A 25,447-nucleotide genomic window follows, 5' to 3' on the forward strand; every position below is an offset into this window, starting at 1 on the left:
CCTATTACCGCGCAGAATACCAGCGCAACATCGCCCGGGTAGAAAGCCCCCAGGGCAGGTATATGAAAGGCAAACGACAAAGCACGGTAGAACCCGTTTTTGGAACCTTAACTCAGTTTATGGGGTTTAAGGAAGGTAAACAACTTAGGATTAAAACAGGCCAATAAATGCATGCAGCTCTCCGCCATTGCCTACAACCTCAAGAAGTACCTCAAATTCACTCAAAAAAGAGTAAAAGCGGAGCAGGAATGCTCGGCATGTTTTTAAAGTTCATAATGACGTTAAATCAGGAGTATAAGTTCATTTTAAAGAGACTATATTCTGCTAATTTACAAACGATATAAAACTAGAAAACCGCTCTAAAGCGGTTTAAATGAATACGTTTTTTTTAATTATGGGGTTGTGCAACGGTTACTGTTGTTATGAACCAATACTGACCAGAGGGCATAATTTTACCATTGTAAGTATCGTCCCATCCTTTACTTTTTTGAATTTAAAACTTGTAGAAGTTTACCAAAGCGATTGAAAATATGAATTTCTAATTGTTGTTGATTTTTTAGAGCAGCAATAGTCCAATAATCATTTTGACCATCTTGATTTGGAGTGAAAAACTATGCTTCTTTTTTATTAAATATAATATAGTGCTGGGTAAATTTCTGATTCAATATAATAATTTCATAATTTAGTGTTAGACTGTTTTGAAGTAAATACAAATTATTCGATATAAAAAAAGGCTATTCAACACTAATTTGAATAGCCTTTTTGTGTTAAAAATAATTATGATATGCTATCGATCTCAAATTTAACCTATTGTTTCTATTTGATTTATGATAGTTTACAGCATTTTTGTTAAACTTTGTTTGATCGCTTCAATCTTAGCTTCAGCATCTGCTTGCTTTTGTTTTTCTATAGCAACAACTTGTTTGGGAGCATTATTTACAAAGCGCTCGTTAGAAAGTTTTTTCTCTACAGATTTTAAGAAACCTTGATTGTATTTTAATTCTTCTTGTAATTTTTCAATTTCTGCTTCCACATCAATAGCGCCAAGTATAGGAATAAAGTATTCATTCGATTTTACTCTATACGATACTGAATTTTCTTGTGGTACTGTTACGTAATTGATAGCCGAGATATTTCCTAATTTAGCAATTACGGTGTCGTAATCTTCCGTTAGGCTTTCATTGTTAAGTACGCATAACTCGATCGTATCTTTAAATGAAATGTTTTTATCTTTTCTTACGGTTCTAATTCCAGAAATAATATCTTTTACCATTTCAAAGTCAGCAATAAGTTCTTTATTATAATCGGTTTGGTTTGGCCAACTAGCAATAACTAATGCATCTTCTTGATTTCTTTCTGTGATGTTTTGCCATATTTCTTCGGTTAAGAAAGGCATAAACGGATGAAGAATTTTTAAATTTTCTTCTAATAATAAAATCACTTCTTCAAAAGTTTTAGTATCGATAGGTTCACTATAAGCTGGTTTAACCATCTCTAATAACCAAGAACAGTAATCGTCCCAGATTAATTTGTAAGTAGCCATTAAGGCATCAGAAATTCTATATTTTGAAAAATGATCTTCTATTTCTGCTAAGGTTTTTTGAAAGGTATTTTTATACCATTTTATTGCAATAGCGGCAGACTCGGGTTGTGATCTGTTTTTATCAATTTCCCAACCTTTTACTAAACGGAAAGCATTCCAAATCTTGTTACCAAAACCTTTTCCTTGTTGACAAAGTGCTTCATCAAACATTAAATCGTTACCGGCAGCATTACTTAACAGTAAACCAACACGAACTCCATCTGCGCTGTAATCTTCAATCAATTGAAGAGCGTCAGGTGAATTTCCTAAAGATTTAGACATTTTTCGTCGTTGTTTATCGCGTACCAATCCAGTAAGGTAAACATTGTTGAAAGGTTTTTTGCCTGTATATTCATAACCGGCAATAATCATTCTAGCCACCCAGAAAAATAAAATATCTGGTCCCGTAACCAAATCGTTAGTAGGGTAATAATAGTTGAATTCTTCATTATCTGGATTATTAATTCCGTCAAAAACACTCATAGGCCATAACCAAGAAGAAAACCAAGTGTCTAAAGCATCATCATCTTGTCTTAAATCTTCGGTAGAAAGATTTTCTTTACCAGTTTTTTTAATGGCTAAGGCTAATGCATCTTCTAACGTTTCTGCAACTACAAAATCTTCTTTTCCGTTTCCGTAATAAAAAGCTGGTATGCGATGACCCCACCAAAGCTGACGTGAAATATTCCAGTCACGAATATTATTCATCCAATGGCTATAGGTGTTTTTAAATTTATCTGGAAAAAGTTTTACTTCACCAGTTTCCAAAACGGCTTCAATAGCTGGTTTTGCTAAATCTTCCATTTTTAAGAACCATTGATCAGACATTTTAGGTTCAATAACCGCTTTGGTTCTTTCTGAAGTTCCTACTTTATGCAGGTGCTGTTCAGTTTTAATTAAAAACCCTTTTTCTTCTAATTCTTTTACAAACTCTTTTCTTACTTGAAAGCGATCTTTGCCTTCAAAATGAAGTCCGTATTCATTTAAAGATGCATCATCATTAAAAATATCGATTACCTCTAAATTGTGTTTTTCGCCTAAAACTTTATCATTTTCATCATGAGCAGGCGTTACTTTAAGGCAACCCGTACCAAATTCAAGATCTACATATTCATCTTCTATAATAGGGATAACTCGATTAACTACAGGTACGACTGCTTTTTTATCTTTTAAATGCGTAAAACGCTCATCGTTGGGATTAATACAAATAGCGCTATCTCCAAAAATAGTTTCTGGTCGAGTAGTGGCGATAGTTAGGGTATCATCACTACCTTCAATTTTATAATTAATGTAATATAAATTACCTTGCTTTTCTTCGTAAATTACCTCTTCATCAGAAAGCGTAGTTTTAGCTTCTGGATCCCAATTGACCATTCGGTAACCCCGATAGATTAATCCTTTGTTATATAAATCTACAAACGATTTAATTACGGAAGAATATAATTTTTCATCTAAAGTGAATTTGGTTCGCTCCCAATCGCAAGAGGCTCCAAGTTTTTTTAATTGATTAAGAATTACACCTCCGTAATTTTCTGTCCATTCCCAAGCGTGTTTCATAAACTCTTCACGAGAAATGGTATTTTTGTCAATCCCTTCGGCTTTTAATTTTGCAACAACTTTGGCCTCGGTAGCAATAGAAGCGTGATCTGTACCTGGCACCCAACACGCATTGTAACCTTGTAAACGAGCCCTTCTAATTAATACATCTTGAATCGTATTATTTAGCATATGCCCCATGTGTAAAACTCCAGTTACGTTTGGTGGCGGTATCACAATGGTATAAGGTTCTTTCTCATTAACTTCAGAATGAAAATAATTATTTTTCATCCAGTAGTCGTACCACTTATCTTCTATCTCTTTCGCGTTATATTTTGCAGCAATGGCCATGAATGGTCTGATTTTTGAAATTGAAAAGCAAAAGTAGTTATATATAGACTATTTTAAAAGATTATAATTTATTAATATGGCATTTGTATAATGAGTAATTATCATTTACTTTAGTGCCTAAATCTAACACAATGAAAAACTTATTTGCATTTGCGCTATTTCTTTTTGTAGGAATTGCAGCTCAGGCCCAAGCTAAAATTGAATTTAAAGAAGAAACCGTAGATTACGGTGATGTTGAATATGGAGGTGATGGCTTAAGAACTTTCAGGTTTACCAACACAGGAAACGAACCTTTAACGATAGAAAAAGCAACAGCTACTTGTGGTTGCACCGTACCTGAAAAACCAGAAGAGCCAATCGCTCCAGGAGAAACTGGAGAGTTGAAAGTAAAATATAATACTAGAAAAGTAGGTTATATAAGAAAGACAATTACCGTTTATTCTAATGCAGAAGGTTCTCCTCACTCTATAAAAATTAAAGGTAAAATTTTAGAAAAAGATACTAAAAGTGTATTGGAAAAATAGATCATTACTTTAACTAATTTATAAAGCCGTTACATTTTGTAGCGGCTTTTTTATTGCAGAGATCTTTTGTAGAAAGGTATATTTATCTGAATAAATTTTGCAAATTTGCACTAAAAATTAATTTATGCCTGCAATATCTTCAAAAGGGCTGGCAATGCCCGAATCACCTATACGAAAATTAGTTCCTTATGCTGAAAAAGCTACAGAACAAGGAAAAAAAATATATTATTTAAATATTGGTCAACCCGATATTAAAACTCCAAATTGTGCTTTAGACGCAGTTAAGAATAATGATTTAGAAATTGTCTCTTATAGTCATTCGGCTGGATTTGCTTCATATAGAAATAAATTAGCAGCTTATTATCAAAAGCAAGATATTCCTGTAAATGCAGAAGACATTATTATTACTACTGGTGGCTCTGAAGCATTATTATTTACCATGGGAAGTATTGCAGATATGGGTGATGAAGTAATTATACCAGAACCTTTTTATGCAAATTATAATGGATTTGCAACTTCATCTGGAGTGACGGTAGTTCCTGTAACCGCTTCTTTTGATGACGGTTTTGCTTTACCACCAGTAAGTGAATTTGAAAAAAGAATTACTTCTAAAACCAAAGCTATTATTATTTGTAATCCAGGAAACCCTACGGGGTATTTGTATACTCAAGAAGAGATGCAACAATTGGCAGCCTTGGTTAAAAAGCACGATTTGTTTTTAGTAGCAGATGAAGTGTATCGTGAATTTGCTTACGAAGGGAAAAAACATTATTCAGTTTTAAGCCAAGAAGGAATAGAAGAAAATGCTATTATGATCGATTCTGTTTCTAAACGTTACAGTATGTGTGGTGCAAGAATTGGTTGTGTAGTTTCTAAAAATAAAGAATTTATGACGGCCGCAATGAAGTTTGCACAGGCAAGATTAAGCCCACCAACTTTTGCACAAATTGCTAGTGAAGCCGCTCTAGATACACCACAGTCTTATTTTGATGATGTAATTGAAGAATATGTAGACCGTAGAAATACTTTAATTGCAGCGTTAGAAGAAATAGAAGGCGTAAAAGTAGCTACTCCTAACGGTGCTTTTTATTGTATTGCAGAATTACCAGTAAAAGATTCTGAAGATTTTGCAAAATGGTTATTAGAGAGTTATGATTATAAAGGAGAAACAGTCATGATTGCTCCAGCATCAGGTTTTTATTCTACCCCAAATTCTGGGCTTAATCAAGTGCGAATTGCTTACGTGTTGAAAAAAGAAAACTTGCTTACAGCGGTTAACATTTTAAAAGAAGCTTTAAAAGCTTACAATCATGGAAAATGAGAAAAGAGAAAAATTTTTCATTAAAAGATTATAATACTTTTGGTATCGCAGCAAAGGCAAAAACTTTTGTAGAGATAACCAATGAAGAAGAGTTAAAAGAAGTTCTGAAGCAAGTTTATGCTTCAGAACTTTTTGTTTTGGGTGGCGGGAGTAATTGTCTATTCACTAAAGATTTTGAGGCTACGGTGTTGCACATTAATTTAAAAGGAAAGCAAGTAGTTCATGAAACCGAAGATGAAGTTTTTTTAAAAGTAAATGCAGGAGAAAATTGGCACGAGCTAGTTTTATTTTGTGTTGAAAATAATTATGGAGGAATGGAGAATTTATCCTTAATTCCTGGTCAGGTTGGTACATCTCCCATTCAAAATATAGGCGCATATGGTGTAGAGTTAAAAGATGTTTTTGCAGAATGTGAAGCAATTCATATGCAAACGCTAGAAAAGCGCATATTTACTAAAGAAGAATGTAAATTTGGATACCGTAATTCAATTTTTAAAAATGAAATAAAAGGCGAGTATATTATTACTTCAGTAACTTTTCAACTTACCAAAAACAATCATCAATTAAAAACAGGTTACGGGGCAATTTTAAATGAATTAGATAAAAAAGGCATATCTGATCCTAGCATAAAAGATATTTCAGATGTGGTTATTGCGATAAGACAGCAAAAATTACCTAATCCTAAAGAAATAGGCAATAGCGGAAGTTTTTTTAAAAATCCAATTGTTTCTGCTGCTGCATTTAATAAATTACAAGAAAAGTTTCCTGAGGTTCCTTCCTATCAAATTTCAGAAAAAGAAATAAAAGTACCCGCGGGTTGGTTAATAGATCAAGCTGGTTTTAAAGGTTACAGAGATGGTGATGCAGGAATTCATAAACACCAAGCCTTGGTATTGGTAAATTATGGTGAAGCAACGGGAGAAGACTTGTTGAATCTAGCAAAATTGATTCAGCAGAAAATTCAGAAAAAATTTGAAATATTTTTAGAGATGGAAGTGAATATTATTAAATAAAAAAGCAGCCAAACGGCTGCTTTTTCACTAACTTAACTCAATCAAACTAAATAACTTTTATTTCTAAAAATTATTTTCTCATTAATACAGTGTTTATAGAATGTATTACACCGTTATTACCTTTTTGGTCTACTTCAGTAACCATCGCTTTATTTCCTTTGGCATCTGTTAAAACCACTTGATCTTTATCATTAATGCTTGCCATAATTTTACCATCATTAGCAGTAATTAATTCATAAGTATTATCATCGTTTGTGGTAATTAGTTCTTTTAATTTAGAAGAATCTACGCTACCAGGAATAATATGATAACTAAGTGCAGCTTCTAGTTTTTCAGCATTTTCTGGTTTCATTAAATCTTCCATGGTTCCTTCAGGAAGTTTATTAAAAGCTTCGTTTGTAGGAGCAAGAATTGTAAAAGGCCCTTCACCTTTAATCTTAACGACCATACCTGCTTTTTGTATTGCCGCAACAAAAGTAGATAAGTCTTCAGAATTCATAGCTACTTCAGCTAAATTCAACTCATTATCATTTTCTGTAGTGGCATCATTTTCATCCATATCAACATCATTATCCATAGAAGTAGATTCTTCCATTTCTGTGGTGTTGTCATTCATTTGGTCTGTATCTTTTTTTTCTTCTTTACAAGCAATAAAACTCATTGATACTAAACCTATCATTATTAAAGACTTTTTCATAATATTTTTTTTAGTTATTTGGTGGTACGAATATACTTTTAAACAATTATGGGATAGTAGTTTAGAGCTTAAAGTTTAGTTAAAAAGTGTAAATGAATTATTAAGGCTTATTTTAATTTTCTTGTGAAGTAATAATGTTTTATTTTTGTACTATGAAATTAGTTTTTATCACCATAGCGTTATTAGCAGTTGCATTTGCAGGTATTGCCATTAAAATTTGGGCAAAGAAAGACGGTAAATTTGCAGGAACATGTGCAAGTCAAAATCCTTATTTAAATAAAGAAGGTGAACCTTGTAGTTTTTGCGGTAAGATGCCTGACGAGGTTGGAGACTGCGATAGTAAAAATAAAGCATAATTATTTTCCATGTTGCTTACCTTATTCTACTGCTTTGTAGCGGTAACGACAATTAATGTTTTATTTTATTTTTCTTTTTTCAATTTTTTATTTTCAAGTGATACTTCATCATCATTATCACAAATAACTTCACCTGTTTCTCTAATTATTTATGCTAAAAATAATGCGGAAGACTTAAGGAAATTTCTACCCTTATTTTTAAATCAAGATCATCCTAGTTTTGAGTTAGTTTTGATAAACGATGCCTCTTATGACGATACCTTAGAGGTGATGGAAGAATTTCAAAGCAAAGACCCTAGAATAGTGCTGGTAAATGTAGAGCGTAATGAGCGCTTCTGGGGAAATAAAAAATATGCACTTACCTTAGGCATAAAAAAAGCAAGTTTCGATAAATTGATTACGATAGACGCAAATTGTTATCCTGCCTCTACCCATTGGTTACAACAAGTCGCAAATGGGTTTCAGCCTGGTAAAAGTTTAATACTGGGATATGGAGCTTATAACATGGTTAAAAATTCTTTTCTAAATATATTTATTCGTTTTGAAAATTTGCAAAATGCGATCAAGTATTTTTCTGCAGCAAAAAATTTTAAAGCCTACAAAGGTGTTAGTAGAAATTTGGCGTATACGGCTCATGCATTTTATGAAAATAGAGGATTTGTAGATCATATGAATATTCCTTTAAGCGATGATCATTTGTTTGTTAATCAAATAGCTAATAAAAACAATACTTCACTTATTTATAAGGAAAAAAGTTTTACTTATACTCAAGCCACGTCGAGCTGGAAAAGTTGGTTTGCAGAAAAAAGGAATCAAATTTCTGTCTTTTCCTTTTACAAAAAAAGTGAAATTTTTAAGTTAGCCGTTTTTAATGCAAGTCAGTTTTTGTTTTGGCTTTTTAGCATCCTTTTATTTTGCTTTTATGATTGGTGTTGGATTTTATTAATTTTTTTAATAAGAACAGCAGTTCTTTATATCACTTATGCTAAAGCCACTTCTGTTTTTAAAGAAAAGCAATTGTTATGGGGGCTTGTATTTCAAGATTTTTTATGGGTTTTCTTACGAATGTTTATCTTTATTTTTTATAAGTTTTCAAAACCTCTTTATAGAAAATGATTTCTGAACAGTTAGAGCAACATATTAATAAAGCTAAAAAAGGTAATCAAATAGCATTTAAATATTTGTTAGATAATTATTGGAGTCAGGTGTACAAATTTCAGCTTAAGCGAACTCAAAATGAATATATTGCAGAAGAAATAACGGTACAAACTTTTTCTAAAGCTTTTGTAAAGCTAGATACATTTGATGTTAACTATAGTTTTATAACTTGGTTAATTGCGATTTCAAAAAATATTCATATCGATTTAATTCGGAAAAAAAGTATTGAAACTACTTATGTAGATCGTAAAGCAGAAGTAAACTTTATAGATGAAAACCCAACCGCTGAAGACCAATTAATTACCGAACAGAATTTGTCTCATTTACTTCAACTCATAAAAAGGTTAAAGCCACATTACCAAGAGGTTATTCAGTTGCGTTATTTTCAAGAGCTTACTTATAAAGAAATTTCAGAAAAAATAGAGGAGCCTATCACCAATGTAAAAGTGAAATTATTAAGAGCAAAAAAGCTTTTAGCTGAAATTATAAAAGATAAAAATTCTTAGTTTCACCATACACAGAATCTATTATTTATCGTTTAAGAAGCTATACAATATTTTGTATCTTTGGTTTCTATAAAAATTGTTATGGCAGTAGAGACACTTACCCCGAATACCACTCAAAAAAAACCAAAATGGTTACGTGTAAAATTACCAACCGGTAAAAAATATACCAACCTAAGAAAGTTAGTAGATAAGTATGATTTGCATACCATTTGCACCTCTGGTAGTTGCCCAAATATGGGAGAATGCTGGAGTGAAGGTACAGCAACATTTATGATTTTAGGAAATGTGTGTACACGTTCTTGTGGTTTTTGTGGTGTAAAAACAGGAAGACCAGACACCTTAGATTGGGACGAGCCTGAAAAAGTAGCAAGATCTATTAAATTGATGGATATTAAGCACGCCGTAGTAACCAGTGTAGATCGTGATGATTTAAAAGATATGGGATCTATTATTTGGGCAGAAACCGTGAAAGCTATTCGCCGTATGAACCCAACGACGACATTAGAAACTTTAATTCCAGATTTTCAAGGAGTAGAAAGAAATATAGATCGTATTGTAGAAGTAGCTCCAGAAGTGGTTTCTCATAATATGGAAACCGTAAGACGCCTTACACGTGAGGTGAGAATTCAAGCTAAATATGATCGAAGCTTGGCTGTGTTGTCTTATTTAAAGCAAAAAGGAATTAATAGAACCAAATCTGGTATTATGCTAGGATTAGGAGAACGTGAAGAAGAAGTTATCCAAACCCTAAAAGATTTACGAGCTGCAAATGTAGATGTCGTTACTATTGGGCAATATTTACAACCTAGTAAAAAGCATTTGCCAGTACAACAATTTATCACTCCAGATCAATTTAAAAAATACGAAGAAATTGGATTAGATTTAGGCTTTAGACATGTAGAAAGTAGTGCTTTAGTTCGTTCTTCTTACAAAGCTCAAAAACATATCCAATAAATTAATGCTTCATAAAACAAGAATTGCCATAAATGGGTTTGGTAGAATAGGTAGAAGTTTATTTAGACTGCTTTTAGACCACCCTCAAATAGAAGTCGTTGCTATTAATGATTTAGCCGATACGCGAACTTTAGCACATTTGCTAAAATACGATAGTATTCACGGAGTGCTTCAAAAAGACGTGAAGTTTGAAAATGAAGATATTATTGTAAACGGTAAAAACTTTCCAGTAACTCATCAATCAGATATAAAAAAAATAAGCTGGGAAAAGTTTGAGGTTGATATAGTGGTAGAGAGTACGGGTAAATTTAAAATTAAGAGTGATCTAGAATATCATTTAAAAGGTGGGGCTTCTCAAGTAATTTTATCTGTTCCTCCATTAGATGATGATATTAAAATGGTGGTGTTGGGTGTTAATGATCATATTCTTGACGGAACCGAAAAAATAGTTTCTAACGCTTCTTGTACCACCAACAATGCAGCTCCCATGTTGCAGGTTGTTCATGAGGCGTTACAGGTACAACAGGCTTATATAACCACAGTGCACTCTTATACTTCAGACCAAAGTTTGCATGACCAACCCCATCGCGATTTGAGAAGATCTCGTGCTGCAGCACAATCTATTGTTCCGACGACAACTGGAGCAGCCAAAGCTTTGACTAAAATTTTTCCAGATTTGGCTAAGGTTATCGGAGGTTGTGGAATAAGAGTTCCCGTACCTAACGGATCTTTAACAGATATGACCTTAAATGTCGCTCAGAAAACATCTATAGAAGAGGTGAATTCACTTTTTAAGCATGCTTCAGAAAACAGGTATAAAAATATTATTAGCTATAATGAAGATCCTATAGTATCGGTAGATATTCTAGGTAACTCTTTTTCTTGTATATTTGATACAGAGATGACCTCAGTTATCGATGGCCACCTAATTAAATTAATTGGTTGGTATGATAATGAAAGAGGTTATAGTCATAGGTTAATAGATCTAATAGATTTATTAAAACCTAGTTAGAGCTAAACGTATTTTTATTTAATGGATACTTATTTAAAAAAACTATTTTTTTTAAGCTTATTACTATTTAGTTTTCAGCAGTTAGAGTTGAAAGCTCAAGGAGACGAGCATCAACTCTCAAGAGAAAGGGCTGATGGGTATAGTCAGCTTATGGATAGTTTACATTACAATTTTAAATACTTTGAGTATCCAGAAATAGTAAAGCAATTTGTTTTTATTTCTGAGGTTGCAGAAAAGAATAAAGATGAAGAATTATGGCTTACTTCTAAATTTTATACTGCAGATATATTTTATAAAGCCAATAGAAACTATCAAACTCAGAAAATTTTAGATGAAATTTTAAGTAACGAAATTACGAAGACGAGTAAAAAAGTAATTTTGCCTTTAGTTTTAGATTTAAAAGTAAATGTATATTTAGAATTAGGAGATGTTAGTAATGCAAGATTACTATTTAATGAAGTTTCAATTGAAGAAAAAAAATCTGTACATAACTATGTAATAACCTTAACAGAGGCTAAGCTTAATTTTTTTGAAAATAATTATGGTGAAGCCTTACGATTATTAAACTCCTTAGAGCCGCAACTTTCAAATTACCCTAATAGTTATTCGTTAATAGAACTTTATCTTTATAAAACCAAATCACTCTTAGCCTTAAATAAATTAGATCAGGCAAATTTATATGCAGGTAAAGCTTATTTGTTATCACAAAAAAATGGGTTCACCATTATAAATTTAAAAACAACAAAACTGTTAGCTAGGTTGTCAGAACAAAGAGCTAATAATTCGCTTCAGGTAAAATATCTAAAACAAATAGATAAAGTTCAAGATAGTATTATCAGTTTTCAAAATTTAGAATTTACAGAAGAAAGAATTGCTGATTCTAAAAGTATTCAGTCTTCCGTAAATACTATTAAAGAACTTTCTCTAACCAATTCAAAACAAGAAAAGTATTTAAAGTTTAATAAGCTTTCCCTTGTCTTAAGTGTTTTGTTTATCATTATTCTTTCACTCTTTACGGTGTCACTTTATAAGAATAATAATTTAAGAGCTCGAGCAAATCATTTGCTTCAAAAAAAGAATGCAGATCTTGTAGATTCTAATGAAAAAGTGTTGGCTGCTACGAGGTATCGAGAGCAGTTTTTATCTACCATAACTCATGAGCTCAGAACACCTATTTATGCAGTTACTGGTCTAACCTATTTGTTGCTAAAAGAAAATCCCACCAAAGAGCAAAAGGAGCATTTAAAATCGCTTAAATATTCGGGAGAACATTTACTATCATTAATTAATAATATTTTAGATATCAATAAATTAGAGTCAAACAAAATAAGTAGGGTAGATTTTGAATTTTTATTTGAAAATCAACTTAATAATACCATTAATGCGTTAAGAAGAACAGCTAAAGAGAATGGAGTTAGTGTGCATTTAGATATAGATAAAAATATACCTAATAAGCTCTATGGAGATATGGTTAAAATATCTCAAATCATCATCAATTTAGTAGGAAATGCGATTAAATTTTCTAAAAATGGAGATGTTTGGGTGAGAGTTAGGTTAGAGAATGAAAGCGAAACCAATGTCAGTGTTAAATTTGAAGTAGAAGATAATGGCGTAGGAATTCCTAAAGATAAGCATCGCTTAATTTTTGAGAAATTTAATCAAGGTTCAGATCGTATAAATGAGAATTATGGCGGTTCGGGACTTGGTCTGTCTATTGTGAAAAACTTATTAAGATTTTTCAAAAGTGAAATAAATTTAGAAAGTGAACCTGGAAAAGGATCAAAATTTTACTTTACGGTCGCTTTTGATAAGGTTAAAACATATAGCTTAATTAATAAGCCTAATCCTGAGTCTGAAGAACAGCTCTCCAATCAGTTTGATAGTCCTGAGGGCGACAGTTTTTTTCAGGGGAAGAGAATTCTAGTGGTAGAAGATAATAAGCTCAATCAAAAAATAACTTGTAAGATTTTAGAGAAGAAAAACTTAATTTGTGAGATCGCAAATAACGGTAAAGAAGCGGTAGAGCTTGTAAATAAAAATACATATGATACTATTTTAATGGATATTCATATGCCTGTGATGGATGGAGTAGAGGCAACAAAAGCCATTAGAATAAATGATAAAGAAACTCCAATTATTGCATTAACAGCAGTAAATATATCTGAAGAGTTAAGAGATTTTCTGCAATATGGTTTTACCGATGTTATCCCTAAACCTTATAAGACAGAGTTGTTTTATGATAAAATTTATAAATCACTTCAATCTAAACATTCACCCAACGTTTAATACTGCTATCAAAATTAGAGGCATTATTTATAAATTCAACTTCTATTGGTAAATAATATAATTTTTTATTTTCTAGTTGAGATTTTAATCTCATAAAATCTTTTTCAGTAGTGATCACCAACGATGATTCTTTAATTTTAAGAATATCTTTTTCTTTAAAATTATAATGATCAGAAAAATTTAAATGCTGAAATTTTAAATTTAAACTCTCTAAGTGATTCTTTAATTGTTGCGGATTAGCAATGCCCGTAACCAAAGTGAAATAAGGTAATTCTCTACTTTTTATAGAATCATTATCTATATTTAAAACGGTATCACTATACTTAATTTTTGAAAAATAAATCTGTTGATGAGGTAGTGCTCGTAGTTTTTTCTTCATCTTTAGCATTTGTTGCTCTTCTATATTTGATGGGCATTTCGTAACTACAATAATGTCGGCTCTTTTTGCACCGCTTTTGGGCTCCCTTAAGTTTCCGGCAGGTAACATTAAATCATTAACATATAATTGATCGTAAGTAGTCAGTAAAATAGAGTGCTTAGGGGTTACTTTTCGGTGTTGAAAAGCATCGTCTAATAAAACAATTTCTGGTTTTTGAGGCAGCTCTAGTAAATGCTGAATACCTCTTACACGTTGCTCATCTACAGCTACTTTTACCTCAGGAAATTTCCTTTTAAATTGTAAAGGTTCATCCCCTACATAACTTCCTTTTTCATTTCCTGTTAAAACATAAAAACCTTTGCTTTCTCTCTTATAACCACGACTCAAAGTAGCTAATTGGTGCTCATCTTTTATTAACCGAATTAAATATTCAATCATCGGTGATTTTCCTGTACCGCCTACGCTAAGATTACCTACACAAATGACAGGTACAGAAAAGCTAACAGATTTTTTTACGCCCCAATCATATAGTTTGTTTCGTAGCAGTACAATAATTCCATATAAAATAGAAAATGGAAATAGTAGTTTTCTAAGTACCTTCATCTAACCAATAATGTCTGTTTGCTATTAGAATGGAGTATTTGTATTTCCTTCAAATAGATAATGTATGCCTGATTCAGATTCAGAAAGCTGAATTTTATTTTCGTTTATAACCCTAACCTTAAGCGTATCATTTTCTCTATTGTTTTCATCAAGGTAAACAAATATTAATTCATTACTTATATTACCATCATCATCTTCCATTTTGGTTAACTTGTAACTACCTTGGTATTGCCAATTAATTTCATCATAAGTTAAACCTTCGGCATCTTCAGAAGATTTAAAGTTTCTAATTGCAGAGAATTCAATGTGATTTATACTAGAAAATTCTCCGTCGATTTCATCTGGATTTTCAGTTTCAGTTTTTTGCCAAAACTTGTATTCGTTAAATAAATGTGCCATTCTTTCGAAATAAATAATATCTAAAGAAGGGAATTCGCTAGCATTATAACCTGTAATGTAGAAGGCTGTATTGTCATCATCTACAAGTTTTAAAGAGTTTCCGCTAATTCCTATGACTTTAAATTCAGTATCATTAATAGTTACATTAGCTGTATTTTCTGTTTGTTCAACACTATAACTGGTTTCTTGTTCTCCAATGATTTCTGGATTAAAACCAACTAAGTTTTTATTGGCGTATAATTGATTGTTAAGAAAAGAAAAAGTAATGGCATCTTGCCCTAAATTAAAATCGCTTGAAAACTGGTCGGGTTCTACATACCATAAATCATAAGATTCTAATAGTTCTTGTATAGAATTGCTTTGAAGTTGAGGAGTAGAATCATCGTCAGAACCACAAGAACTTAAAATGATTGCAAAAAATAAGAGACTTAAGAAATTTTTCATATATTTTTATTTATAATTTACAAAGATAAGATCAATCTAATCAAAAAAATTAAAATGAGATAAACCATTTTCTCATATTTGTGAAAACAAAAACAAAGGTATGGTTATAAACGAAGTTATTTCAACTTTAGAAGAATTGGCCCCAACAGCATATGCAGAAGATTTTGACAATGTAGGTTTATTGGTAGGCGATAAAACTGCAGAAGTTTCCGGAATTCTAGTCACTTTAGATACACTGGAAGAAACGGTAGACGAAGCTATTCAAAACAATTGTAATTTAATCGTGAGTTTTCATCCTATTATATTTAAAGGACTAAAAAAAATCACCGGAAAAACTTATGTAGAACGTGTGGTATTAAAAGCCATTAAAAACGATATCGCTATTTATGCGATTCATACTGCTTTAGATAATTCATTTAAAGGGGTAAACCATCAGATTTGTGAAGAAATAGGACTGGTTAATCGTCAAGTTCTAGTTCCTCAATTACAAACCATTAAAAAATTAGTAGCTCACGTTCCTCATAAAAATGTAGAAGCAGTACGAGATGCATTATTTAAAGCAGGAGCAGGGAGTATAGGTAATTATGATAATTGTAGTTTTAACATTTTAGGGAAAGGCACATTTAAAGCCAACGAGCAAGCTAACCCAACGCTAGGTGAAATAGGAAAGCTGCATACAGAAGAAGAAACGCAATTGCAGCTCACTTACCCTAAACATATAGAAAGTAAAGTTTTAAAGGCGCTTTTTAAAACACACCCGTATGAAGAAGTAGCTTATGAAATAACTACTTTAGAAAATAAAAATCAACAAATAGGCATTGGCATGTTGGGAGAATTGCCAGAATCAGAAAGTGAACATGAATTTCTTGAACGCATCAAAAAAACATTTCAGTTAAAAGTAATTAGGCATTCAAAATTGTTAAATAAAAAGATAAAAAAAGTAGCGGTTTTAGGCGGTAGTGGTGCTTTTGCGATTCCGCAGGCAAAAGCATTACAGGCAGACATTTACATTACAGCAGATTTAAAGTATCATGATTTTTACCAAGCTGAAAATGAGTTGGTTTTAGCAGATATTGGTCATTATGAAAGTGAACAATACACAAAAAATCTATTACATTCTTATCTTACAAAAAAAATCCGTAATTTTGCAATCGTTTTATCACAAAAAAGTACCAATCCAATTCAATATAGTTGATTATGGCAAAGAAAAAAGAGGTTACCGTTGAAGAAAAGCTAAGAGCATTGTTCGATTTACAACTAATCGACTCTCGTATTGACGAGATAAGAAATGTACGAGGTGAATTACCTTTAGAAGTAGAAGACTTAGAAGATGAGGTAGCCGGTCTTAATAAGCGTTTAGAAAAATTAAATGTAGATCTAGAAAAATTAGATCATAATATTAAAGACAAAAAAAACCAGATTGAAGAATCTAAATCTTTAATCAAAAAATATAACGAACAACAAAAAAACGTTCGTAATAACCGCGAATTTAATGCAATTTCTAAAGAGATTGAGTTTCAAGAATTAGAAATGGAATTAGCGGAGAAACACATTAAAGAATATTACGCTCAAATAGAGCAAAAGAAACAAGTAATCGAGCAAAGTAGCGAACGTATCGAGCAAAGAACTTCTCATTTAAATCACAAAAAAAGTGAGTTAAATGAAATCTTAGACGAAACAGAAAAAGAAGAACAAGCGCTTATTACAAAATCTTCAGATTACAAAGAACAAATTGAAGAACGACTAGTAAAAGCCTACACACGTATTCGTGAAAATGTGAAAAACGGTCTTGCTGTAGTGCCAATTGAAAGAGGAGCTTCAGGAGGTTCTTTCTTTACCATTCCACCACAGGTACAAATGGAAATTGCTGGTAGAAAAAAGATCATTACAGATGAGCATAGTGGTAGAATCTTAGTAGATCAAGAATTAGCTGAAGAACAAAGACAGAAAATGGAAAAGCTTTTTGCTAAAATGTAAACTTTGGTTATATAAAACATTTATTGAATTTCATAAAAATCCTTCACTATACGTGAGGGGTTTTTTATTTAACATTTAGTTGAGAGCTATTCAGCTTGTGATGGTTTATTTTAGAATAGATAAATCATTTATTATGAAGAAATATATACTGCTAGTACTAATATTTTCGATAATTATAGCTTGTAAAGAAGAAACGAGTTCAAAAGATTCAATATTTACAAAAGAAGTTTCAACATAAAATGCTAAGGATAGTTCTTTAACTTCTTAAGAATTAGAGCTTTGTGAAAGAACGAAAAATGGTGATTTTCAACGGATAGATACTAAAAATAATAACACTGCCTGTGTTTGTAATTGTGTGGCTATAAGTTTAGAACAAGTCATAATTTTATGTATTGATGAAGAAGTTGGTATTAAAATTGAAGTGAAATTTAAATCAATAAATGAATCTAAGTTAGCGATGTACTACGTAGATGTAGAAGGGAAGATGAAAGGACAAAAAGAAATACCTTGGGAAGATTTTGATAAAAATTCACCCTTAGCGATAGTTAACTTCACTTCGCCTAATAATTTTGAATTAGATTGGAAAGGTTTTACTAAAAACGGAGAGTTGGCTATTGATTATGCATTACTAGGAAAGAAAAATTTAGAAGGAAACTATAAAAGAAAATAAATAATGAAACTAAAGTTAGTATACTTACTGGTATTTACAGTTTTAATAAGCTGTGGCAATACAAATAAAGAAAAAACGAAAGCTCAGCAAAAATTAGCAAATGCTAATCCTGTAGAAGCAGAAGTTACCAAAGACGGCTATCAAAAAGCTTATTTTGCAAGCGGTTGTTTTTGGTGTGTAGAAGCAATTTATGAAAGCGTGAAAGGGGTAAAAGAATCTATCTCTGGTTACGCAGGCGGTACTGGTAAAAATCCTACGTATCAAAATTATGGTAACACGGGTCATGCTGAAGCCGTTGAGGTTATTTATGACCCAGAAGTAGTTAGTTTTAAAACTCTGGTAGAGGTGTATTTTGCATCTCAAAATGTTACTCAAAAAAATGGACAAGGACCAGATAAAGGTAGAGAATACCGTTCTATTATTTTTTATCAAAACCCATCACAACAGAAAATTATTTCAGAGAAAATCGAAGCACTAAGTAAAGAATATAATCAACCAATTGCGGCAGAGGTAATGCCTTTTCAGAAATTTTGGAAAGCAGAAGATTATCACCAAGATTATAAAAAGAAACATCCTGAAAATGCGTATGTTCAGAATGTTTCTATTCCAAGGTTTAATAAATTCAAAAGAAATTTTCCTTCAGAATTATTAAAATAAACAATAACTATTATTTGATAAATTTGATGGTAAGCGGGTAATTAACTGGCTTGCCATCATTAGCTTTAATTCCGTTCATAATTGGTAATACTAAAGCACCAATCCAAATAATTGGGAATAATAGTAATCCTACTAAAACAAACATCAAAATTCCAGCAATAATTCCATAGATCATCAAGCTGATTTGAAAATTCACCACCATTTTACCGTGTTCATCCATATCCATCACTTCATCTTTTTTGGTTTGCCAAATTACAATTGCGGCAATAATACCACCAAAGCCAGTAAATAAAAACAATAACTGACTCAGGTGTAAATACATGAGCATTTGTTTGTCTTCTTTCTTTTCATTAAGTACTTCCATTTGTTTATTTAGTTTAAGGGTTTTTAAGATATGACTTTAAATAAGCCAATTTGTTACATTTATAACTTTAAATTTATTTTTACCTTTACGCTATGATTTTAGACGACACCATTGTAGCTTTAGCTACTTCTCCAGGTAGTGGAGCCATTGCCGTAATACGAGTTTCTGGACCCGATGCTTTGCACATCACAGCGCCATTATTTAAAGCAAAAAACAAAACTAGTCTTTTAGACCAAAAAAGCCATACGTTACAGCTAGGAAATATGGTAGATGGCGAACGAATTATTGATGAAAGCTTAGTTTCTGTATTTAAAGGGAAACGTAGTTATACCGGGGAGAATACGGTAGAGATTTCTTGTCACGGGAGTCCATTTATTCAACAAGAAATTATCAATTTGCTTTTAAGAGAAGGCTGTCGTTCTGCGCAACCAGGAGAATTTACGCTTCGTGCATTTTTAAATGGAAAAATGGATTTAAGTCAGGCTGAAGCTGTAGCCGATTTAATTTCGAGTGATAATGCAGCAAGCCACCAATTGGCGATGCAACAAATGCGTGGCGGTTTTGCTACAGAAATACAAAAGTTAAGAGAAGAATTACTAAATTTTGCTTCGCTAATAGAGTTAGAATTAGATTTTGCAGAAGAAGATGTAGAGTTTGCCGATCGCAAGCAATTTCAAGAATTGGTTTTTCGTATTCAAAAAGTATTAGGGAAGCTTATCGACTCTTTTGCAGTAGGAAATGTGTTAAAAAACGGTATTCCTGTAGCGATTGTAGGAGAACCAAATGTTGGTAAATCTACCTTATTAAATTCACTTTTAAATGAAGAAAGAGCGATTGTAAGTGATATTGCAGGAACTACTCGAGATACCATTGAAGATGAAATATCGATTGGGGGAGTAGGTTTTCGATTTATAGATACCGCAGGTATTCGTGAAACCACCGATGAAATTGAAGGCTTAGGAATAAAAAAAACATTTCAGAAAATAGAACAGGCGCAGTTGGTGATGTATTTGTTTGATGCTCATAAAATTAAAAATGAAAATCTTACGTTAGCGCAGGTTAAAACTGAGGTTGAAAAAATAAAAAACCGTTTTCCAGGAAAGCCGCTACTTATTGTAGCTAATAAAACCGATGTGCTTTCTAAAGCAGATCAACAAAATTTCCAACAACAGATTCAAGAGCTTCATTTAATTTCAGCCAAAGAAAACCTTGGGGTAGAAGCCTTGCAAGATAAAATTTTAAGTTTTGTAAATACAGGAGCGCTAAGAAGTAATGATTCTATAGTTACTAATTCTCGCCATTACGATGCTTTATTAAAAGCACAAGCAGAAATCAGTAAAGTACAAGAGGGGCTAAACCTAGGGCTCACGGGCGATTTATTGGCGATAGATATTCGTCAGGCACTTTATCACTTTGGAGAAATTACAGGGCAAATCACTACCGATGATCTTTTAGGGAATATTTTTGCTAATTTCTGTATCGGGAAGTAACCGCTATTAAGTAACAAATAACTAAAATATAAATAAACACTATAAAGCCCTTTAATTAGGGCTTTTTTGTTGTAATTGTTTAATATCTGTTAATAAGTGTTATTGGTTTATGAGGTACAAATATTAGGCTTTTAGCCTTTTTATTTTATACTTATTGGCACGCTATGGCACAAGTTGACACAAACAGACATTTATAGACAAATGATTAGTAATATTGAAGTAACAAGGATTTGTGAATATTGTAAAAGTGAATTTTTGGTGAAAACATCTGTAACTCGTTACTGTTCCCACAAGTGTAATAGTAAAGCCTATAAAGAGCGTATAAGAACTAAAAAGATTAAAAAATCAAACACTCAAACCTTAATAACAAAAACACAGGATATTGAACACACTAAAGCCAAAGAGTTTTTAAATGTAAATGAAGTTTGTTTGTTAATAGGAATAAGTAAGCGAACCGTTTACCGACTGTTTGAAAATAGTCAACTCAATAAATATAAAGTAGGTTCAAGAACAATTATAAAGCGTTCCGAAATTGATAAATTATTTACAACCTCCTAATTTATTTTTATTTTTTTAAGGTACATTAATTACATTATTCAGAATAAAAGACAAATGGCAATTAAAGTAACATTAAGAGAAAAGCCTATAAGTAAAGGGCGTAAAAGCCTTTATTTAGATTTTTATACACCTATAAGCGTTTCAGGTTCAGATAAAACCACACGCAGGTAATTTTTAGGACTTTACATTTACGACAAAGCCAGTAACCCGTTACAAAAGCAAGATAATAAACAGACCTTACAACTAGCTGAACAGATACGCCAAAAGCGAGATAACGAACTAAACAAGCCTGAAGTTTATACAGCCTTTGAACTGGAACAGCTTAAAGCTAAAGAAAAAGGGGAATTATCTTTTATTGCTTATTACGAGCAACAAATTGAAAAGCGTAAAGCCAAGAATAAATACATTAAGATTAAGGATTACGTAGATAAGATTCACTATGAAAGGATATATTGCCCCGAATGTCTTACAGCACCTTTACACATTGTTCGTAAACAAAACAAATCCCCTTATTACGCCTCAAATAGCAAGCAAGAACATTTAGAAGATTGCCAACATTATGAAGATTATATACCCAATAGGAGCATATCTAAACTAATTAAAAGTGATGAGGTTGAAGATAGAGAAAGGCTAATTTTTTTAATTAAAAATAATCTACAAGGGGCTATTAATTTGCTCATTAAAAAAGAGAAAAAGGAAAACAGCACAGTTCACTTTAGGGACAATAAACACTCTAATACTTCACAAGTAGCCTCATCAAATAAATACAAGAAAGAAAGCATACCAAGAGTTAGTATCAGTAGGCTTTTCGGAAAGAAAGAGGGGTGTTTAGACAACTATGTTATTATTGGGGGAAATGCGGATATAGAAACTAAAGAAAAGAAATTGGAAAACTCTAAGGCAAAAGAAAAATTTATAGTAAAGCGGTTGATTTTTAGGCTAAGTAATAAGTTTAGGTTTTCAATACCTATTTCGGGAACGTTACTTCAATATTGCACGGATTCAGAAGAAAATATTACTAACAAAAGTTTTGCAGTATTTGGACTATTAAGGGAGGCTAATGGTTTTCTCGAACTAAAAATTATGACGAAAAAACACCTCCAATATTTATAAATTCATATCTTTATGATACTATCAAATGATACTATCATAAATGAAGCCACCATATCAAATTACCGATGTTATTTTAAAATTAATTGTAGCCATTTCAGAGCGTTTGGGTGAAATTAACGCTTCCCACTTATACAAGCCTCCAACAGAACTAAGAAAAAAGAACCGTATCAAAACAATACAATCTTCTTTAGAGATTGAGGGTAATACACTTACAGAAGAGCAGATTACGGCACTTTTAAACGATAAACGAGTAATTGCACCACAAAAAGATATTTTAGAGGTTCAGAACGCTATAAAAGTGTATGAGCAATTACGAGAGTTTAATCCTGATAAATTAAAGGATTTAGAAAAAGCACACGCTATCCTTATGAAAGGATTAATTGAAGATGCTGGAAGACTACGCACTAAAAATGTTGGTATTGTAAAAGGATCAAAAGTTGAGCACGTTGCACCAAGTGGAGAGATGATAAAAGGTTTGATGAATGATTTGTTTGATTACCTAAAAACCGACACAGATGTATTACTTATTAAAAGTTGTGTGTTTCATTATGAATTTGAGTTTATACATCCTTTTTTAGATGGCAATGGTAGAATGGGCAGACTATGGCAAACATTAATCTTGATGCAGAAGTACCCAGTTTTTGAATATCTGCCAGTTGAAAGCCTGATAAAAGAAAATCAAGAGGCTTACTATAAAGCATTGAGTATGTCGGATAAAAAAGCGACCTCTACGCCATTTATAGAGTTTATGCTAAACATTATACTTCAAGCATTAGAAAACCTCTTAAAAACACAAAATAGAACCCTTACAGCACAAGATAGGATTGAACTTTACAAAGATATTATTAGAGATAGTGATTTTAGCCGTAAAGATTATTTATTAAATTACAAAGATATTAGTCAAGCCACAGCAAGCCGAGATTTAAAATGGGCAGTAGAACAAGAAGTTTTAGTTAAAACTGGAGATAAAAGATTGACAAAATACAAGTTCAATTTAACTTAATTTGGTACTAATTTCACCTTAAAACCACATATATTGTCACTTACTTGTCTCTTAATTTTTGCAAGACCTTATAAACAGTATATTCTCATTTTTTGTATCGGAAAGTAATTAAGCTTTTCCATTTATTTCGATACAGCTATGACCAAAGCATCTGATAATCGTATTGTCATTCCGAAGTGTCGAGAAATCTGAATCCCCCTTGAAGAGAAATATTTTTTATCCCGTTCCACTTCATTCTAAAGTCCAATGCTCTGGATCGACGAAGCCGATGACAAATAAAGGTTTGGGATTCCATGACAAGTTATGCTTCATCATTCAGAAATTTCTAATCTTTATGAAAGAGATGAATCAATTTTCCTTTTTGTTCTAGAGCAAGCTTTTAACTGTTTTTTTATGAATACTCGTTCCAGAACGATGCTCAAAAGGGAGCTATTCCACATTAATTCATAATTTTTTCCATGGAAGGATCTTCCGATGAAATTTCTTTTATTGTTTTCTCTATCGATAGCACTAACTTACCTAAGTAATCTATATCCCGTTTTAAGAAGAACTGTGGTAAAAACCAACGCTTTCTCTACATTAAATTTGAGACATAACTAGCCTGTACTAACATCTATACAAATAGATCTTAGCTGTAATATTTATTCCTTTTTTGATTTATCCTTTAGCTGGAACAGATACATAGTATTCATTATAAGGCAATCCTGATTTAGCAATAGCAAAAGCTTGTTTTAAAAGCTTATTGGCCACTGCAATCAACGCCAGTTTCTTACTCGTCTTTCGTTTCTCAATCCTCGGAGACAAGGGCTATTTTCGTTCATAAATTTGGCAGAGAGCTTTGTTTCTCAAGGCATCCTGCCTATACATCACTAAAAGCGTTATATAGCGGCACTTCATTAGACAAACTATAATGACAAATAGCCTTGGCACCGCTTTTAGCGGTCTTTATTTTGGATAATACCATCTTCTCGTTATGCTCTTCGGAGGCGAGAATAAAACGCTTGACCGATAAAGGCTTTACTACAGAAATAGGTATACCGCTTTTGTAAAGAAACTGTTAAATAATAACAGTTAAAACCTTTGGTAAAGGCATTAGATTCCTGTCATTACGAGGTATCGAGGAATCTATTCAAAAATAGTTCGCGCTTAAAAAGAGAACCCACGCGTTGCAGGTGTAAAACACTTAGTGAGTGTAACCCGTACCTCACCTTACGGGTGTGCAAGCACCCTCAGTAATTTTATTTTTAGACAAAAATCTAGCTTCCTGTTTCCTGTTTCAAAGAAATAGTCTAAATTCTATTCTCTATTCCCTTTCATCCTGAGCTTGCCGAAGGATAACATTCAAAATTGTACTCACTACTCAATACTCACTACTAAATACCAATTCAACATTCACAATTCAACATTCAAAAATCCCGCTTCCTGTTTCCTGTTTCAAAAAAATAGTCTAAATTCTATTCTCTATTCTCTATTCTCTCTTCCCTTTCATCCTGAGCTTGCCGAAGGATAACATTCAAAATTGTACTCACTACTCAATTCTCACTACTAAATACCAATTCAACATTCACAATTCAACATTCAAAAATCCCGCTTCCTGTTTCCTGTTTCAAAAAAATAGTCTAAATTCTATTCTCACTACTCACTACTAATTTACTTACCCCACAATCACTTCAATTCCTGCTTTATTGGCTTTATACTGTATTTTGGTGAGTAGCTCGCCGTAATTCCAGTTGCGAAGCACAAAGCCTTCTTCCTTGGCGATGCCTATTTTATCTTCTTGATTCATAAGCATCAATGTACCCGCTTGGTGCTGAACGCAAAAATCGATGAGCCTACGACTATATACGTGTAATCGTTGACGGATGTAATTTTTTTCTTGTTGTCGAAACCTATCTACGGCTTTCAGTTTGCGTTTTCTCCCTTTGCCCGATTTAGCATAAGTAGCACCCACCTGCGCCCGTTTTCGGGCGACTTGTATAGCCAACCTACGGTGTAAAAACTCTTCTTTATTACCAATTTGATGTCGCACTTTCCCAACCTTCACCACAATAGGGTATTCCAAAGACAGGGAAACTTCGGCGATGACGCCTGGGTTAAGGTGATGCGCTTCTTTTTCCAATTCAAACACCGCCAACCAAAACGTTTTGCCGTCTTTCAGTTGCAGGTGAGAGGTACACAATTTGAGTTCTCCCTGACTTACCCGCTGCAATAACCGCCACTTATCGCTATGATCCCTACCCAAATAAGTTTTTAAAGGGACTTTAAACAAACGAAAGCAAAAGGCTTTCTTTTCGGGCTTGTACTCCAGCTTACTCATCCCTTCGGTGGTAAAGGGGAAGGGCATGTCCTTTTTAAAATTCATTAGCGCACACTCGCCCCGCCAATAGGCATCACGGTTCTTTTTAAAGGTACTGTACAAGCTCGCCTTTAGGCAAGAGATGATATTGGTGGGCATCTCGCCCTTAAAACGTTTAGAAGTCACTTGGTAAATGGT

23 protein-coding genes and 2 pseudogenes are annotated in these 25,447 nt (G+C 32.5%); 17 read left to right on the plus strand and 8 right to left on the minus strand.

The genetic code is table 11. The annotated features are described in order from the left end of the window. Positions 1-479 precede the first annotated feature (479 nt). Positions 480-599: pseudogene (locus tag KW502_RS15670) on the minus strand (T9SS type B sorting domain-containing protein); the annotation flags it as partial. A gap of 236 nt (positions 600-835) precedes the next feature. After that, on the minus strand, positions 836-3,469 hold the full coding sequence (locus tag KW502_RS14405) for a valine--tRNA ligase (protein ID WP_219041258.1): 2,634 nt from the start codon (positions 3,467-3,469) through the stop codon (positions 836-838). Positions 3,470-3,600: 131 nt separating this feature from the next. Between KW502_RS14405 and KW502_RS14410 the strand changes: the two genes are divergently transcribed. The 3 genes from KW502_RS14410 (at position 3,601) to murB (ending at position 6,327) form a co-directional block, all read left to right on the plus strand. Continuing rightward, positions 3,601-3,993 (plus strand): DUF1573 domain-containing protein, encoded by a 393-nt coding sequence (locus tag KW502_RS14410; RefSeq protein ID WP_219041259.1) that lies wholly within the window; start codon positions 3,601-3,603, stop codon positions 3,991-3,993. 124 nt (positions 3,994-4,117) lie between these two features. Further along, entirely contained in the window at positions 4,118-5,314 is a 1,197-nt protein-coding gene (locus tag KW502_RS14415; RefSeq protein WP_219041260.1) for a pyridoxal phosphate-dependent aminotransferase, read from the plus strand. Next, positions 5,311-6,327, plus strand: a complete 1,017-nt coding sequence (gene murB / locus KW502_RS14420) for a UDP-N-acetylmuramate dehydrogenase (protein WP_219041261.1) — start codon at positions 5,311-5,313, stop codon at positions 6,325-6,327. The genes KW502_RS14415 and murB overlap by 4 nt, the downstream gene beginning before the upstream one ends. Positions 6,328-6,397: 70 nt before the next feature. Here murB and KW502_RS14425 read toward each other — a convergent pair whose 3' ends face one another. Beyond that, positions 6,398-7,024: a fasciclin domain-containing protein gene (locus KW502_RS14425; RefSeq protein ID WP_219041262.1), complete on the minus strand. Its 627-nt coding sequence runs from the start codon at positions 7,022-7,024 to the stop codon at positions 6,398-6,400. A gap of 152 nt (positions 7,025-7,176) precedes the next feature. Here KW502_RS14425 and KW502_RS14430 point away from each other — a divergent pair, with 152 nt between their 5' ends. The 6 genes from KW502_RS14430 to KW502_RS14455 all read left to right on the plus strand — a co-directional run bounded on the left by KW502_RS14430 (position 7,177) and on the right by KW502_RS14455 (position 13,296). Beyond that, positions 7,177-7,380, plus strand: a complete 204-nt coding sequence (locus KW502_RS14430; RefSeq protein ID WP_219041263.1) for a membrane or secreted protein — start codon at positions 7,177-7,179, stop codon at positions 7,378-7,380. Between the two features lie 9 nt (positions 7,381-7,389). Continuing rightward, the gene (locus KW502_RS14435; protein WP_219041264.1) at positions 7,390-8,496 is read left to right on the plus strand and encodes a glycosyltransferase; all 1,107 of its coding nucleotides are present in this window, start codon (positions 7,390-7,392) and stop codon (positions 8,494-8,496) included. Further along, positions 8,493-9,044 carry an RNA polymerase sigma factor gene (locus KW502_RS14440; RefSeq protein ID WP_219041265.1) on the plus strand — a complete coding sequence of 184 codons (552 nt, stop codon included), beginning with the start codon at positions 8,493-8,495 and terminating at the stop codon, positions 9,042-9,044. The genes KW502_RS14435 and KW502_RS14440 overlap by 4 nt, the downstream gene beginning before the upstream one ends. Before the next feature lie 81 nt (positions 9,045-9,125). Beyond that, positions 9,126-9,998, plus strand: a complete 873-nt coding sequence (gene lipA, locus KW502_RS14445) for a lipoyl synthase (protein ID WP_219041266.1) — start codon at positions 9,126-9,128, stop codon at positions 9,996-9,998. A gap of 4 nt (positions 9,999-10,002) precedes the next feature. Beyond that, positions 10,003-11,010 carry a type I glyceraldehyde-3-phosphate dehydrogenase gene (gene gap, locus KW502_RS14450; RefSeq protein ID WP_219041267.1) on the plus strand — a complete coding sequence of 336 codons (1,008 nt, stop codon included), beginning with the start codon at positions 10,003-10,005 and terminating at the stop codon, positions 11,008-11,010. Positions 11,011-11,031: 21 nt separating this feature from the next. Beyond that, positions 11,032-13,296: an ATP-binding protein gene (locus tag KW502_RS14455; protein ID WP_219041268.1), complete on the plus strand. Its 2,265-nt coding sequence runs from the start codon at positions 11,032-11,034 to the stop codon at positions 13,294-13,296. Here KW502_RS14455 and lpxK read toward each other — a convergent pair. Together lpxK and KW502_RS14465 are read right to left on the minus strand one after the other, a co-directional pair. After that, positions 13,274-14,278 (minus strand): tetraacyldisaccharide 4'-kinase, encoded by a 1,005-nt coding sequence (gene lpxK, locus KW502_RS14460; RefSeq protein ID WP_219041269.1) that lies wholly within the window; start codon positions 14,276-14,278, stop codon positions 13,274-13,276. The two genes, KW502_RS14455 and lpxK, sit on opposite strands and share 23 nt — an antisense overlap. A gap of 24 nt (positions 14,279-14,302) precedes the next feature. Continuing rightward, positions 14,303-15,121 (minus strand): hypothetical protein, encoded by an 819-nt coding sequence (locus tag KW502_RS14465; protein WP_219041270.1) that lies wholly within the window; start codon positions 15,119-15,121, stop codon positions 14,303-14,305. A gap of 100 nt (positions 15,122-15,221) precedes the next feature. Here KW502_RS14465 and KW502_RS14470 point away from each other — a divergent pair, with 100 nt between their 5' ends. The 4 genes from KW502_RS14470 (at position 15,222) to msrA (ending at position 18,425) form a co-directional block, all read left to right on the plus strand. Next, the gene (locus KW502_RS14470; protein ID WP_219041271.1) at positions 15,222-16,316 is read left to right on the plus strand and encodes a Nif3-like dinuclear metal center hexameric protein; all 1,095 of its coding nucleotides are present in this window, start codon (positions 15,222-15,224) and stop codon (positions 16,314-16,316) included. Positions 16,317-16,318: 2 nt separating this feature from the next. Then, positions 16,319-17,098 carry a zinc ribbon domain-containing protein gene (locus tag KW502_RS14475; RefSeq protein WP_219041272.1) on the plus strand — a complete coding sequence of 260 codons (780 nt, stop codon included), beginning with the start codon at positions 16,319-16,321 and terminating at the stop codon, positions 17,096-17,098. Positions 17,099-17,453: 355 nt separating this feature from the next. After that, positions 17,454-17,768, plus strand: a complete 315-nt coding sequence (locus KW502_RS14480; protein WP_219041273.1) for a hypothetical protein — start codon at positions 17,454-17,456, stop codon at positions 17,766-17,768. A 3-nt stretch (positions 17,769-17,771) separates the two neighbouring features. Further along, on the plus strand, positions 17,772-18,425 hold the full coding sequence (gene msrA / locus KW502_RS14485; protein ID WP_219041274.1) for a peptide-methionine (S)-S-oxide reductase MsrA: 654 nt from the start codon (positions 17,772-17,774) through the stop codon (positions 18,423-18,425). Positions 18,426-18,435: 10 nt separating this feature from the next. Here the strand turns inward: msrA and KW502_RS14490 are convergent, their stop codons facing one another. Continuing rightward, complete coding sequence (locus tag KW502_RS14490) at positions 18,436-18,789, minus strand: DUF4870 domain-containing protein (protein WP_219041275.1); 354 nt, start codon at positions 18,787-18,789, stop codon at positions 18,436-18,438. 92 nt (positions 18,790-18,881) lie between these two features. On the opposite strand from KW502_RS14490, the gene mnmE reads away from it, so the two are divergent. From mnmE to KW502_RS14510, 4 genes are all read left to right on the plus strand, one after another. After that, positions 18,882-20,279 carry a tRNA uridine-5-carboxymethylaminomethyl(34) synthesis GTPase MnmE gene (gene mnmE, locus KW502_RS14495; RefSeq protein ID WP_219041276.1) on the plus strand — a complete coding sequence of 466 codons (1,398 nt, stop codon included), beginning with the start codon at positions 18,882-18,884 and terminating at the stop codon, positions 20,277-20,279. A gap of 258 nt (positions 20,280-20,537) precedes the next feature. Further along, entirely contained in the window at positions 20,538-20,837 is a 300-nt protein-coding gene (locus KW502_RS14500; protein WP_369412538.1) for a helix-turn-helix domain-containing protein, read from the plus strand. A 672-nt stretch (positions 20,838-21,509) separates the two neighbouring features. Next, positions 21,510-21,950, plus strand: coding sequence for a hypothetical protein (locus KW502_RS14505; protein WP_219041278.1), 441 nt, complete (start codon positions 21,510-21,512; stop codon positions 21,948-21,950). A gap of 40 nt (positions 21,951-21,990) precedes the next feature. Beyond that, complete coding sequence (locus KW502_RS14510; protein ID WP_219041279.1) at positions 21,991-22,953, plus strand: Fic family protein; 963 nt, start codon at positions 21,991-21,993, stop codon at positions 22,951-22,953. Between the two features lie 657 nt (positions 22,954-23,610). Here KW502_RS14510 and KW502_RS15495 read toward each other — a convergent pair. Next, a pseudogene (locus tag KW502_RS15495) lies at positions 23,611-23,730 on the minus strand (IS110 family transposase); the annotation flags it as partial. Between the two features lie 877 nt (positions 23,731-24,607). Next, positions 24,608-25,447 (minus strand): hypothetical protein (locus KW502_RS14515; protein ID WP_219041280.1); only part of this gene is annotated, 840 nt, incomplete at its 5' end.

Source organism: Mesonia aestuariivivens, from assembly GCF_019311235.1.
Lineage (GTDB): Bacteria > Bacteroidota > Bacteroidia > Flavobacteriales > Flavobacteriaceae > Mesonia > Mesonia aestuariivivens.